Annotated in this window: 12 protein-coding genes; 6 read left to right on the forward strand and 6 right to left on the reverse strand. The window is 75.9% G+C overall.

From position 1 onward, the window contains the following. The first annotated feature begins 9 nt into the window (after window positions 1–9). Entirely contained in the window at window positions 10–867 is an 858-nt protein-coding gene (locus ACU616_RS20030; RefSeq protein WP_446760172.1) for a pentapeptide repeat-containing protein, read from the forward strand. A 36-nt stretch (window positions 868–903) separates the two neighbouring features. Here the strand turns inward: ACU616_RS20030 and ACU616_RS20035 are convergent, their stop codons facing one another. The 5 genes from ACU616_RS20035 to ACU616_RS20055 all read right to left on the reverse strand — a co-directional run bounded on the left by ACU616_RS20035 (window position 904) and on the right by ACU616_RS20055 (window position 6937). Then, complete coding sequence (locus tag ACU616_RS20035) at window positions 904–1335, reverse strand: hypothetical protein (RefSeq protein ID WP_446760173.1); 432 nt, start codon at window positions 1333–1335, stop codon at window positions 904–906. A gap of 63 nt (window positions 1336–1398) precedes the next feature. Then, entirely contained in the window at window positions 1399–2808 is a 1410-nt protein-coding gene (gene pntB / locus ACU616_RS20040; protein WP_446760174.1) for a Re/Si-specific NAD(P)(+) transhydrogenase subunit beta, read from the reverse strand. A 4-nt stretch (window positions 2809–2812) separates the two neighbouring features. Further along, window positions 2813–4351, reverse strand: coding sequence for a Re/Si-specific NAD(P)(+) transhydrogenase subunit alpha (locus tag ACU616_RS20045; RefSeq protein ID WP_446760175.1), 1539 nt, complete (start codon window positions 4349–4351; stop codon window positions 2813–2815). Window positions 4352–4595: 244 nt separating this feature from the next. Beyond that, window positions 4596–5753: an acyl-CoA dehydrogenase family protein gene (locus ACU616_RS20050; protein WP_446760176.1), complete on the reverse strand. Its 1158-nt coding sequence runs from the start codon at window positions 5751–5753 to the stop codon at window positions 4596–4598. An 8-nt stretch (window positions 5754–5761) separates the two neighbouring features. After that, entirely contained in the window at window positions 5762–6937 is a 1176-nt protein-coding gene (locus ACU616_RS20055; protein WP_446760177.1) for an acyl-CoA dehydrogenase family protein, read from the reverse strand. 231 nt (window positions 6938–7168) lie between these two features. On the opposite strand from ACU616_RS20055, the gene ACU616_RS20060 reads away from it, so the two are divergent. Further along, window positions 7169–8383, forward strand: a complete 1215-nt coding sequence (locus ACU616_RS20060; RefSeq protein ID WP_446760178.1) for an MFS transporter — start codon at window positions 7169–7171, stop codon at window positions 8381–8383. Window positions 8384–8398: 15 nt separating this feature from the next. Here ACU616_RS20060 and ACU616_RS20065 read toward each other — a convergent pair whose 3' ends face one another. Further along, complete coding sequence (locus tag ACU616_RS20065) at window positions 8399–9472, reverse strand: DUF3616 domain-containing protein (protein WP_446760179.1); 1074 nt, start codon at window positions 9470–9472, stop codon at window positions 8399–8401. A 63-nt stretch (window positions 9473–9535) separates the two neighbouring features. Between ACU616_RS20065 and ACU616_RS20070 the strand changes: the two genes are divergently transcribed. From ACU616_RS20070 to ACU616_RS20085, 4 genes are all read left to right on the forward strand, one after another. Further along, the gene (locus tag ACU616_RS20070; protein WP_446760180.1) at window positions 9536–9925 is read left to right on the forward strand and encodes a TFIIB-type zinc ribbon-containing protein; all 390 of its coding nucleotides are present in this window, start codon (window positions 9536–9538) and stop codon (window positions 9923–9925) included. Window positions 9926–10071: 146 nt separating this feature from the next. Then, window positions 10072–11001: a ribonuclease Z gene (locus ACU616_RS20075; RefSeq protein WP_446760181.1), complete on the forward strand. Its 930-nt coding sequence runs from the start codon at window positions 10072–10074 to the stop codon at window positions 10999–11001. A 56-nt stretch (window positions 11002–11057) separates the two neighbouring features. After that, on the forward strand, window positions 11058–12572 hold the full coding sequence (locus tag ACU616_RS20080) for a mannitol dehydrogenase family protein (RefSeq protein WP_446760182.1): 1515 nt from the start codon (window positions 11058–11060) through the stop codon (window positions 12570–12572). 66 nt (window positions 12573–12638) lie between these two features. Further along, window positions 12639–13463, forward strand: coding sequence for a hypothetical protein (locus ACU616_RS20085; RefSeq protein WP_446760183.1), 825 nt, complete (start codon window positions 12639–12641; stop codon window positions 13461–13463). Window positions 13464–13501: the final 38 nt, after the last annotated feature.

Below are 13501 nucleotides of genomic sequence, written 5' to 3' on the forward strand. Positions count from 1 at the left end.
GGAGCGTCCGTGTCCGACGCCGTCGATGCCCGGGCGCGGTTGCGCGCGGACTGCGCGAGCTGCGCGGGGCTGTGCTGCGTGGCCCCGGCCTTCGCGGCCTCGGCCGACTTCGCGATCGACAAGCCCGCGGGTCGGCCCTGCCCGAACCTGCGCGACGACGACCGCTGCGGCATCCACGCGCAGCTGCGGGAGCGCGGCTTCCCCGGCTGCACGGTGTTCGACTGCTTCGGTGCCGGCCAGCAGACCGTGCAGGTGACGTTCGCCGGCGACGCGGGCTGGCGGGGGAGCCCCGAGCGGGCGACGGCGGTGTTCGCGGCCTTCGGCGTGCAGCGGCTGCTGCACGAGGTCCTCTGGTACCTCGGTGAGGCGCTCGCCCTCGAGGCGGCCGCGCCGCTGCACAGGGACCTGACGGCCGCGCACCGGCGCGCCACCGGCCTCACCGCCGCCGGGCCCGGCGAGCTCGCGGCGGTCGACGCCGACGCGCTGCAGCGGGAGGCCGGCGCGCTGCTGCTGTCGGTCAGCGAGCTGGCACGGGCCGGCGTCCGGCCGCGGGCGGGAGGCCGGCGCCGGGCGGACCGGCGCAACGCCGACCTGTCCGGCGCCGACCTGCGCCGCGCGGACCTGCGGGGCGTGAGCCTGCGCGGGGCGCTGCTGCTCGGGGCGGACCTGCGGGGTGCCGACCTGTACCTGACCGACCTGCTCGGTGCCGACCTGCGGGGCGCGGACGTGCGCGGCAGCGACCTCTCCGGCGCGCTGTTCCTCACGCGCCGGCAGGTGGCCGCCGCCCGCGGGGACGCCACGACCCGCCTGCCCGGCGGCCTGGAGCACCCGCCGCACTGGGGACCGCCGCGTCCGGCGCCCCGGTGACCGCCGCGCGGGGACGCGACCGGGCCCCGGCCGGGCTCAGGGCAGGTCGTCGTCCTCCGGCCGGGCGCGGCGGCGCAGCAGCCCGGTGACCCCGGCGACGCGCGACTGCGCCTGGTGCAGGGTCGCGATCAGCGGCCGCAGGTCCTCGTCGACGGTGCGGATGATGTCCGGGACCTTCTCCACCACCGGGTCGTCGAGCACCCGGCCCACCCGCTCGATCCCCGGCTTGAGCGCCCGCACCGGCTCCTCCAGCTCGCCGACCAGCTCCTCGAGCCGCTCGGCGGTGCGCTGGGCCGACGCGATCGCCGAGGTGGCCGTCGACGTCGCGGCGATCAGCTCGCGGACGGCGGCGTTGAGGTCGGTCAGCGTCCGGGGCAGCTGCGCCAGCGCCTCGGTCTGGGCCTGCAGCGTGGTGAGCAGCTCGGTGAGGCCGGGGATCTTGGGCATGCCCAGGCGGAAGGGGTCCACGACGGCAACGGTCGCCCCCCCGCCGTCCGGGCCGCAACCGCAGCAGCCCGGACGGCGGACGGCTCACAGCGCCCGGAGGATGTCCTCGACCCGCTCGCGGGCGTCGCCGAAGAGCATCCGGGTGTTCTCCCGGAAGAACAGCGGGTTCTGCACGCCGGCGTAGCCGGTGCTCATCGACCGCTTGAAGACGACGACGTGCCCGGCCTCCCAGACGTGCAGCACCGGCATCCCGGCGATCGGGCTGCTCGGGTCCTCGGCGGCGGCCGGGTTGACCGTGTCGTTGGCGCCGATGACCAGCACGACGTCGGTCTTGGCGAGGTCGTCGTTGATCTCGTCCATCTCCAGGACGACGTCGTAGGGCACCTTCGCCTCGGCCAGCAGCACGTTCATGTGCCCGGGCAGCCGGCCGGCGACCGGGTGGATGCCGAACCGGACGTCGACGCCCTTGTCGGTGAGCGTGCGGGTGAGCTCGGCGACGGCGTTCTGCGCGTGCGCCACCGCCATGCCGTAGCCGGGCGTGATGACGACGCTGTCGGCGTCGCGCAGCAGCTGCGCGACCTCCTCGGCGGTGACCTCGGTGTGCTCGCCGTCGACGTCCCCGGAGGCCGCCGTGCTGCCCTCGTTGCCGAAGCCGCCGGCGATGACCGACAGGAACGAGCGGTTCATCGCCTGGCACATGATGTAGGAGAGGTAGGCACCCGAGGAGCCGACCAGCGCGCCGGTGATGATCAGCAGGTCGTTGTCGAGCAGGAAGCCCGAGGCCGCGGCCGCCCAGCCGGAGTAGCTGTTGAGCATCGAGACGACGACCGGCATGTCGCCGCCGCCGATCGAGGCGACCAGGTGCCAGCCCAGCGCGAGCGCGAGCACGGTGAGCCCCGCGAGCACCGCCAGCCCGGGGGAGACGACGAAGACGACGGTCAGCGCCGCGAACACGACGAGGGCGCCGAGGTTGAGCGCGTTGCGGCCCGGCAGCATGAGCGGGTTGCTCCGGATCCGCCCCGACAGCTTGAGGAACGCCACGATCGAGCCGGTGAAGGTGACCGCGCCGATGAAGACGCCGATCGCGACCTCGGCGGAGTGGATGCCCACCGGCAGGCCGAGCTCCTCGGCCTCGCCGGCGGGCGCGCCCTCGACCGACAGGTACCCGTTCCAGCCGACCAGCACGGCGGCCAGGCCGACGAAGCTGTGCAGCAGCGCGATGAGCTCGGGCATGCCGGTCATCTCGACGACGCGCGCGCGCCAGAGGCCGACGGCCGCGCCCAGCGCCATCGCGACCGCGATCGCCCCGACGGCGAGCGCCTCGCCGTTGCGCCAGGCCAGGCCGATGGTGGCGACCAGCGCGATCGCCATGCCGGCGATCCCGTAGGCGTTGCCGGTCTTGGCGGTCTCGTGCCGCGACAGCCCGGCCAGGCTCAGCACGAACAGCAGGCCGGCGACGATGTAGGCCGCCGACGCGGCGGTGGTGGCGGTCATGGGGTCAGGCCCTCCGGAACATGGCGAGCATGCGGCGGGTCACCGCGAAGCCACCGAAGACGTTGATGCTGGCCAGCAGCACCGCGAGGAAGGCGAGCACCGTGACGACCGTGCTCACGTGGCCCAGCTGCAGCAGCGCGCCGACCACGATGATCCCGGAGATCGCGTTGGTGACGCTCATCAGCGGCGTGTGCAGCGCGTGGTGCACGTGCCCGATGACGTAGAAGCCGACGACGACGGCGAGGGCGAACACCGTCAGGTTGCCGATCAGCTGGTCGGGGGAGAAGGCGGCGAGCAGGAACAGCAGTGCCGCACCCAGGCCGACCAGCGCGATGCGCCGGCCCGGACCGGCCGGGGCCGTGCGCACCGGTGGTGGTGACGGCGGCGCGGCGACCGGTGCCGGGGCGGCCGACACCTGCACCGGGGGCGGCGGCCACAGCTTCTCGCCGGCCCGCGCGACGGTCATGCCCCGCACGACGACGTCGTCGAGGTCGAGGACCAGCTGCCCGTCCTTGCCCGGCGTCAGCAGCGTGAGCAGGTTGACCAGGTTGGTGGCGAACAGCTGGCTGGCCTGGGCCGGCAGGCGGGCGGGCAGGTCGGTGTAGCCGATGATCGTGACGCCGTTCGGCGTCGTCACCACCTCGTCGGGGACCGAGCCCGCGACGTTGCCGCCCTGGGCGGCGGCCATGTCCACGACCACCGAGCCCGGCTTCATGCTGGCCACCATGTCCTCGGTGAGCAGCCGGGGAGCCGGGCGGCCGGGGATGAGCGCGGTGGTGATGACGACGTCGACGTCGCGGGCCTGCTCGGCGTACATGACCGCGGCCCGGGCGTTGAAGTCCTCGGACGTGACCGACGCGTAGCCGGTGCCGCTGCCGGCGGCCTCGTCCTCGTCGGCGGGGACGCCCACGTACTCGCCCCCGAGCGAGCGGACCTGCTCGGCGACCTCGGGGCGGACGTCGGTGGCCCGCACGATCGCGCCCAGGCTGCTGGCCGCGCCGATGGCCGCCAGCCCCGCGACGCCGGCGCCGACGACGAACACCTTCGCCGGCGGCACCTTGCCTGCGGCGGTGACCTGGCCGGTGAAGAACCGGCCGAAGGCGTGCGCGGCCTCCACGACGGCGCGGTAGCCGGCGATGTTGGCCATGGAGGAGAGCACGTCGAGCGACTGGGCCCGCGAGATGCGGGGGACGGCGTCCATCGCCAGCGCGGTCACCCCGCGGGCGACCAGCGCGTCGAGCAGGTCGGGGGAGAGGGCCGGGGCCAGCAGGGAGACCAGCACGGCGTCGGGGCGCAGCAGGTCGATCTCGTCCGGCGTCGGGGCGTTGACGTGCAGGACGACGTCGGCGCCCCACGCGTCGGCGGCCGCGCCGATCCGCGCGCCCGCGGCGACGTAGGCCTCGTCGGGGCAGTCGGCCCCGGCACCGGCGCCGGACTGCACGAGGACGTCGTAGCCGAGCGCGCACAGCCGGCCCACGCTCGTGGGGGTCGCGGCGACGCGCGTCTCGTTGCGCCGGGTCTCTGCGGGAACACCGATGAGCACGCGCACTCCAAGGACAGCTCGGGCCGGCGACCGTGCCGGCGGGGCCTGGCGTGGTGCAGCGGGGGAGGTGGCTGACCGCACCCCGCGCTGCATCGTGGCAGGCCCCGGTGACGCACCGTGCGCCGGGAGCCCGATCGTGACCCGGATCGCACCCGCTCGGCACCGTGACGTCGGGACCCGGAGACGACCGCGGCCGGCGTCCCCGAGGAGGGGGACGCCGGCCGCGGCCGGTGGTGCGAGGTGCCTAGCGCGCGCGGGTGTAGGGCGCCCCCAGCGGGTCGACCGTCGGGTAGCCGTCGACCTTCTCGGCCAGGCGGGCCGCGGCCCAGTCGCCGTCGCCGAGCACGTGGTCGATCGCGGTGAGCCGGCTGGTGTAGTGCCCGACCGAGTACTCCGCCGTGACGCCGATGCCGCCGTGCAGCTGGATCGCCTCCTTGCCGACGTGCCGGCCCGCGCGGCTGGTCTGCAGCCGCACGCGGTCGGCCGCGGCGACGACGTCGCCGCCGGAGTCGGCCACCATGCTCGCCCACAGCGCGGTGCTGCGGGCCAGCTCCACCGACACGTACATGTCCGCCGCGCGGAAGGTCAGCGCCTGGAACCGGTTGAGCGTGACCCCGAACTGCTTGCGGGTCTTGAGGTACTCGGCGGTGGTCCGCAGCGCCGTCTCCATCGCCCCGACCGCCTCGTTGCCGTAAGCGATCCGGGCCAGCGACTGGGCCCGCTCGACGTCGGCAGCGCGGTCGGCGGTCCCTTCGCCGAGCAGCTCGGCCGGGGTGGCGGCGAAGGTGACGTTCGCCGCGCGGCTGCCGTCGTGGGAGCGGTAGCCGGTGCGGGTCAGGCCCTCGGCGTCGCCCTGGACGAGGAACAGCGCCGTCGCGCCGTCGACGACGGCGGACACGACGAGCACGTCGGCGCGGGCGCCGGCCAGGACCGGCTCCTTGACGCCGGTCAGCCGCCAGGTGCCGCCGTCCTCGGTGGCGGTCACGCCGCTCGCCGAGGTGCTCCACCGGCTGCCCGGCTCGGCGTGGGCGAAGGCCAGCACGCTGCTGCCCTCCGACAGGGGACCGAGGACGGCCTGCCGCTGCGCGGCGGTGCCCACGGCCGCGACCAGGCCACCGGCCAGGACCACCGACTCGACGAAGGGCTCGGGTGCGAGGACCCGGCCCATCTCCTCGGCCACGATGCCGACCTCGATCGGGCCGGCGCCCATGCCGCCGTCCGCCTCGGCGAAGGGCAGGCCGAGCACGCCCATCTCGGCCAGCCGGGCCCAGGTCTTCTCGTCGAAGCCCGGGTCGGTGGCCACCGTCTGACGGCGGGTCTCGGGGTCGCCGTAGGCGCGCTGCAGGAGGCCGCGGACGGCCTCGCGGAGGTCGTTCTGCTCGCTGTCGTACTGGAAGTCCACGGGTTACCTCACAGCCCCAGGATCGTGCCGGCGATGATGGTCCGCTGGACCTCGTTGCTGCCGCCGTAGATGGAGACCTTGCGGTAGTTCAGGTACTCCGGCGTGGCCACGCGGGCCCAGTCGGGCACCTCGGAGCCGCCGTCGGCGAACGAAGCCAGCGAGAGCGGGCCGGCGATGTCGACGATCAGCTCGGTGACGGCCTGCTGCAGCTCCGAGCCGCGCAGCTTGAGCACCGAGGAGGCCGGGTGCGGCTTGCCGTCGGCGGAGTTGGCGACGACGCGCAGGGCGGTGAGCTCGAGCGCGACCAGCTCGTTCTCCAGCTCGGCGATCCGCGCGGTCAGCCGCGGGTCCTGCGACAGGGGGCGGCCGTCGACGCGGATCTCGCGGGCGAAGTCCTTCGCCTGGGCGATCAGCTTCTTGGTGGCGCCGACGCGGGCGATGCCCACGCGCTCGTTGCCGAGCAGGAACTTGGCGTAGTCCCAGCCGCGGTTCTCCTCGCCGATGAGGTTCTCGGCGGGGACGCGGACGTCCTCGAAGAAGACCTCGTTGACCTCGTGGCCGCCGTCGAGCAGCTCGATCGGCCGCAGGGTCACCCCGGGGCTGTCCATCGGGAAGACCAGCATCGAGATGCCGCGCTGCTTCTTCTCCGCGGTCGGGTCGGTGCGGACCAGGCAGAAGATCCAGTCGGCGTGCTGGCCCAGCGTCGTCCACGTCTTCTGGCCGTTGACCACCCACTCGTCGCCGTCGCGGACGGCGGTGGTGCGCAGCGAGGCCAGGTCGGAGCCGGCGTCGGGCTCGGAGAAGCCCTGGCACCACCAGATGTCGAGGTTCGCCGTCGCCGGCAGGAACCGCTCCTTCTGCTCCTGGTTGCCGAAGGTGGCGATGACCGGGCCGATCATGCTGGCGTTGAAGGCCAGCGGCTCGGGGACCGAGGCCAGCTGCATCTCCTCGCGCCAGATGTGGCGCTGCAGCGGTGTCCAGTCGCGGCCGCCCCACTCGACCGGCCAGTGCGGCACGGCCAGGCCGGCGGCGTTCAGGATCTGCTGGGTCCGGACGTAGTCGTCGCGGCCCACGTGCCGGCGGGCCGCGACGGTGTCGCGGATCTCCGCGGGCACCTGGGTGGTGAAGAAGGTGCGCATCTCATCCCGGAAGGCCTCCATCTCCGGGGAAAGCTGCAACCGCATGGGACCTCTCTCCTGACGGCAGCGGTGCCGTCTCGACGTGTGCCCCGACGATCCCACACTTGTTACCGGGGAGTAGACACGGCTCTCCGGCCGTCGGCGAGGCGGACGGGCGGGCCCGGGCCGCCGGCCGCACCCCGTCGTGGCCGGGGTGGCGCCGGGACGCCGTCCGGGCGCGGGGCAGGATGTCCCGCCGGGCCGGGTCGTCGGTCCGCCCGGCCCGTCCCGACAGGAGTGGTCCCCGCGTCCCGTCCGACCCCGCCAGCGCCGGGCGCCGTCCTCGCCGCCGAGCGGCTGCTGCTGGCCGCCGTCCTGCTCACCGCGTTCAACCTCCGCGGCGCGATCGCCGCGGTGGGGCCCGTGCTGGGCGACATCCGCTCCGACCTCGCGCTCTCGCCGGCGGCCGCCGGACTGCTCACCACCCTGCCGGTCCTGTGCTTCGCGCTGCTCGCGCCGGTGTCGGCGGCACTCGGCCGCCGCGTGGGAGCCGGTCCGGCGGTGCTCGGCTCGTTGCTGCTCCTGGCCGTGGCGCAGGGGCTGCGGGTCCTCGACGGCCCCCCGGTGCTGCTGGCCGGGACGTTCCTCGCCGGTGCGGCCATGACGGTGGGCAACGTGCTGCTGCCGGCGGTCATCAAGGCCGGCTTCGGCCGGCGGGCCGGCACGGTCACCGGGCTGTACACGGCGGGCCTCGTCGCCGGCGCGGCCGCCATGGCCGCGGTCACCGCACCGCTGGCCGCGGTGCTCGGCTGGCGTGGCGCGCTCGCCGTCGAGGGCGTGCTGGCCGTCGTCGGCGCGGGTGTCTGGTCCGCGGCCACCCGCGGGCGCGGCGACCTGCTCGGCACCGCCGGCCCGGCGAGTGGTCCCCCGGCCGGGCCGACGCGGCTGTGGCGCTCGCCCACCGCCTGGGCTGTGACCGCCGTCCAGGGGCTGCAGTCGGCGCTGTACTTCTCGCTCACCGCCTGGCTGCCCACGGTGCTCGCCGACCGCGCCGACACCGACGTCACCACCGGGTCGCTGGCCGCCTCGCTGTTCCAGGCGACCGGGATCGTGGGGAGCCTGCTCGTGCCGGCCCTCGTCGCCCGGCGGCCGGGGCAGACCGGGCTGGCGCTGCTGGTGGCCGCGCTGTGGCTGGTGCCGGTGACCGGGCTGCTCGCCGCTCCGGGCGGGTGGCCGGCGTGGGCGGCGGTCGCGGGGGTGGCGCAGGGTGCCGGCATCGGGCTGGCGCTGGTCCTGGTGGTGCTGCGCTCGGCCGATCCGGGCACCGCGGCCCGGCTCTCGGGCATGAGCCAGCTGGTCGGCTACGCCGTCGGCGCCGCGGGGCCGGTCGTCGTCGGCGCGCTGTCGGGACCCACCGGCGGCTGGACCGCGCCGCTGCTCCTCCTGGCGGCGCTGGCGGTCGGCCTGGCCGTCGCCGGCGTGCTCGCGGCCCGGCCGGTGCGGATCGGATGACCCGCTCCCGGCAGCTCAGGGCAGCGGGACGACGTCGGCCAGCACGCCGCCGTCGGGGGTGAGCCGCCGGGGCGCCGGGCTGTCGTAGACGACCAGCAGCCGCCCCTCCCGCGCCGGGCCGAGCAGACCGATGCCCTCGGCGTGGTCGTCGCCGTCGCCGTGCGGGAGGGTCAGCTCGCGGGTGAGCAGCTCGCCGCGGACGACGGCCGGCGCCTCGACCGCGCACCCGCCGTGCCACCGGTAGACGTACACCGGCCCGTCGAGGTCCATGGTCGGCCCGGCCAGCACCAGCAGGTCCTCGCCCTGCGGGCACAGGTCGCGCACGCCCAGGCCGGCCAGCCGCAGCACGTGCTTGCGGTAGCGGCAGCCGTCGGGGAACCGGCGCAGCCGCAGCCGGGTGGGGTCGTCCGCGTCGACCTCCGGCCGCAGCTCCAGGACGACAGCCCAGCCGCGCAGCACCGGTCCCCGCAGCCCGAGGTACACGCGCTCCCCGGAGACGGCGATGCCCTCGACGTCGAGGCCGTTGTCCTTGCCGGGCAGGGGCAGGAAGGGTCCCAGGTGCTCGTCGTCGGCCAGCAGGTCGCGCAGGTCCCTGCCCCGCGTGCCGAGGACGGCGGCGCGGGTGCCGGCGCCGTCGTCCGCGACCGGCGTGGGCAGGCCGTCGACGTCGACCACCGGGATCCGCACCAGCACCTGGCGGCGGGGCTGCCCGGTCACCCTCGCCAGCCGGCGCAGCGCCTTCTCGCCGTCGTGCTCGTCGCGGATCCGGCGACGCCGCAGGCTGTGCGACCCGACGGCCCAGAGCGCGTCGCCGGTGCGGGCCATGCCCTCGATGTCGGCCTCCTCCTCGGCGCCGGGGCCGCTGCCGCCGGGCAGCGGGACCAGATCGGTCAGGGAGAAGCTGGTCTGGTCGCCGTAGCAGGTGGGCGCGGACGGGTCGTCGGCCACCAGTCGCTCGATCGTGGCCGTCTCGTCGCCGGCCACCCACAGCACCGGGCCGTCGCTGCGGACGGCGGAGAGGTTGGTGTGCGTCGCGCTCCGCCGGGCCGCGGAGCCGAACCGGAGGGTCACCGTGCGGGTCGTGGTCACGCCCGCGCACTGTGGCACGGCCGGCGCCGGGCCGGGGGGCCGTCGTGCGCCGTACGGTGCGGTATGGATCTCGTCTGTCCCAAGTGCCAGGGCGCGATGCGCACCTACGAGCGCAACGGCGTGCACGTCGACCAGTGCAGCGAGTGCCGGGGCATCTTCCTCGACCGCGGTGAGCTCGAGCGGCTCATCGACGCGGAGAACTCCTGGCACGGCGCCGCGGCCGGCACGCAGCACGCCCAGCAGCCCTACGGCGCGCCCCAGCACGACCGGTCCCACGGCGGGTCGTACGGGCAGCCGCAGCACGGGGCGCAGTACCCGGCCGCGGGCGGCGCCGGGCTCGGGGCGGTCGTGAACGAGGTGCTCGGCGCGGTGGGGCGCAGCGGGCACTCCTCGCACGGCTCCTCCGGGCACGGGAAGCGCAAGGAGTCCTTCCTGTCCGACCTCTTCGGCTGACGCACCCCGCTCCGACGCCAGGGGCGGCGGCGGGACGGGGCGGCACAGGGCGCCCAGCCGGCCGTCGTGCTCTGCCCACACCCGTGGGCAGAGCACGACGGCGCGCGGCACGACCCGCCCGCCCCGGCGCCGGTACCGTCGCGGCCGTGGCGGCGCGGGAACTGGTCGTCCTCGGTACCGCCAGCCAGGCGCCCACCCGCACCCGCAACCACAACGGCTACCTGCTGCGCTGGGACGGCCGCGGCTTCCTCCTCGACCCGGGTGAGGGCACCCAGCGGCAGATGCTCCTGGCCGGGGTGCCGAGCAGCGCCGTCCACCGGGTCTTCGTCAGCCACTTCCACGGCGACCACTGCCTCGGCCTGCCCGGGGTGGTGCAGCGGATGTCGCTGGACCGGGTCCCGCACCCGGTGGTCACCCACTACCCCGCGTCGGGGCAGGTCTTCTACGACCGGTTGCGGCACGCCAGCGTGTTCGCCGACCTCGCCGACGTCCGGCCGGGGCCGGTCACCGGCGACGGGCCGCTCGCCGAGGACCCGGCCGGCACCTGGGAGGCACGCCGCCTGGACCACCCGGTCGAGTCCTTCGGCTACCGGCTGGTCGAGCCCGACGGCCGGCGCATGCTGCCCGACCGGCTGGCCGCGGCCGGCGTGACCGGGCCCGACGTGGGCCGGCTGCAGCGCGCGGGGGTCCTGCAGGTGGACGGGCGGACCGTGCGGCTGGAGGACGTCAGCGCCCCGCGGCCCGGTCAGCGGTTCGCCTTCGTCATGGACACGCGCATGTGCGACGGCGTCCCGGCGCTGGCCGAGGGCGCGGACCTGCTGGTGATCGAGTCGACCTTCCTCGCCGAGGACGCCGCGCCGGCGCAGCAGTACGGGCACCTCACCGCCCGCCAGGCCGCACGCGTCGCCGCCGAGGCCGGGGTGCAGCGGCTGGTGCTCAGCCACTTCTCGCAGCGCTACGGCGACCCGCGCCGCTTCGAGGACGAGGCGCGCGCGGAGTACGACGGCGACCTCGTCGTCGCCACGGACCTGCAGCGCGTGCCGGTCCCCGCACGCCCGGTGCCGGCCGGCGGGTGACCACGGGCGGGACGGGTAGCCCGCAGGCGACACCCGCCCCGCCAGGAGGACCGCCGATGCCCCGGCTCGACGCCACGACGCTGTCCACGCTGAGCGCGTCGGTGTGGACACCCCGCTACGACCGGGCGGCGGTGACCACCGGGATCGTGCACCTCGGCGTCGGCGGGTTCCACCGCTCGCACCAGGCGATGTACGTCGACCGGCTGCTGGAGACCGGTCAGGCGCAGGACTGGGGGATCTGCGGGGTGGGGGTCCGGCCCGCCGACCGGCGGATGGCCGAGGTCATGGCCGCCCAGGACTGCCTCTACACCCTCGTCGTCAAGCACCCCGACGGCTTCCTCGACGCCCGCGTGGTCGGCTCGGTCGTCGAGTACCTGTTCGCGCCCGACGACCCCGAGGCGGTGGTCGAGAAGATGGCCGCGCCGGGGACCCGCATCGTCTCCCTGACGGTCACCGAGGGCGGGTACAACACCTCGCCCGACACCGGCGCCTTCGACGCCGAGGCGCCCGACGTGGTCGCCGACCTGCGGCCCGGCGCCGCACCGCGGACCACCTTCGGCCTGGTCACCGAGGCGCTGGTGCGGCGGCGCGAGCGCGGGCTGGCGCCCTTCGCCGTCGTCTCCTGCGACAACGTCCCCGGCAACGGGCACCTCGCCCGCGGCAGCTTCGCCGCCTTCGCGGCGCTGCGGGACCCGGCGCTGGGCGAGTGGGTCGCCGCCGAGGTGCCGTTCCCGGACTCGATGGTCGACCGCATCACCCCGGTGACCACCGACGCCGACCGGGCCGAGCTCGACACCCGGTTCGGCGTGGCGGACGCCTGGCCGGTGGTCTGCGAGCCGTTCACGCAGTGGGTGCTCGAGGACTCCTTCCCCGGGGGACGGCCGCCGCTGGAGGACGTCGGCGTGCAGCTGGTCGCCGACGTCGCGCCCTACGAGCTGATGAAGCTGCGGCTGCTCAACGCCGGCCACCAGGTGCTGGGCCACCTCGGCCGGCTGGCCGGTCACGTGTACGTGCACGAGGCCTGCCAGGACGCGCTGTTCCGGGAGTTCCTGCTCGGCTACCTCGACGACGAGGCCACCCCGACCCTGCCGCCGGTGCCCGGCATCGACCTGCGCCGGTACAAGGCCGATCTCGTGGGCCGCTTCGCCAACCCCGCCGTCCGGGACACCCTCGCCCGGCTGTGCGAGAACGCCTCCGACCGCATCCCGCAGTTCCTGCTCCCGGTGCTGCGCGCGGACCTGGCGGCGGGGCGGGAGATCCGCCGGTCGGTCGCCGTCCTGGCCGGCTGGGCGCGCACCGCGGAGGGGGCCGACGACGCCGGGCGGCCGATCGAGCTGGCCGACCCCCGGCGCGACGCGCTGCTCGCCCGGGCCCGCTCCGGTGACGGGGACCCGCTGGCCTTCCTCCGCGAGCGGGACGTCTTCGGCGACCTGGTCGACCACCCCCGGGTGGCCGGCGCGTTCGCCGCGACGCTGACCTCCCTGCGGGCGCGGGGGACCCGCGCCACGATCGAGGACCTGGTCCGCGTCCGCACTCCCGAGCGCGCGGCACCGGGCTCCTCCGCCGGCTGAGGACGGGCGGCTGCGGCGAGCCCGGCCGCGGGGTAGCAAGGAGCGGTGTTCGACGGCGGAGGATTCGTGCCCGACTGGTTCGGGCTGCTGGGCCGCGAGGTGCTGCGCGAGCGGCGGGCCGCGCTGATCGCCGAGGCCTGCGCCTGGAGCGTCGGCCTGTCCGACCGCCCGCACCACCTGCGCCGCCGTGGCCGGCTGGTGGCGACCGGCTCGACCATCGGCGACCGCGCCGCCACCGGGCAGTCGCTGTCGGGAGAGGAGGACGGCCGGCTCGAGCTCGGCGACGCCCGGCCGGGCAGCTTCCAGGACGCGCTCAACGCCGTCGACGCCGACGGGACCGTCTACGCCGACCGCTTCGACCGCGAGGTCATCGAGCCGTTCGTCCGCGAGACCTGCGTGCTGGCCGCCGACCGCGCCCGCCGGACCCGCCCCGGCCGCTGGGCCGAGCTGCTCGACGACCTCGGGGAGGACCCCGCCGACGTCGACGTGGCCGCGGTCGTCCGCGCCGGGGAGTGGGAGGAGCCACTGCGCACCGAGGCCGAGCACCTCGTGCTCGCCGCGCTGGGGGGCACGCCGCTGCTGGAGGTCGAGTCCGAGGGGCTGCCGCTGTCGCTGGTCCGCGCCGCCGAGGCCACCGCCCGGGCCGCGGCCGCGCCGCCGTCCCCGGCGTCCGAGCCGGACGAGGGGCTCTCCGGCGCGCTGTTCCTCGCGCTGGCCGCCGTCCGGGAGGCCGGCCTGCCCTCGCCGGTGCCGCCCGGGGACGCCGGCCGGCTGCTGGCCGCGCTGGGCGAGCAGGGGCTGGAGCCGGACGAGGTGGCCGGCGTCCTGCCGCACCTGCCGCTCGCACCGGGCACGGCGGAGCGGGTGTGCGACTTGCTGCCGGGGCTCTGACGGCCCTCCTGCAGGGGCCCACCACGAGCGTCAGCGAG

The organism is Geodermatophilus sp. URMC 62 (assembly GCF_052931475.1).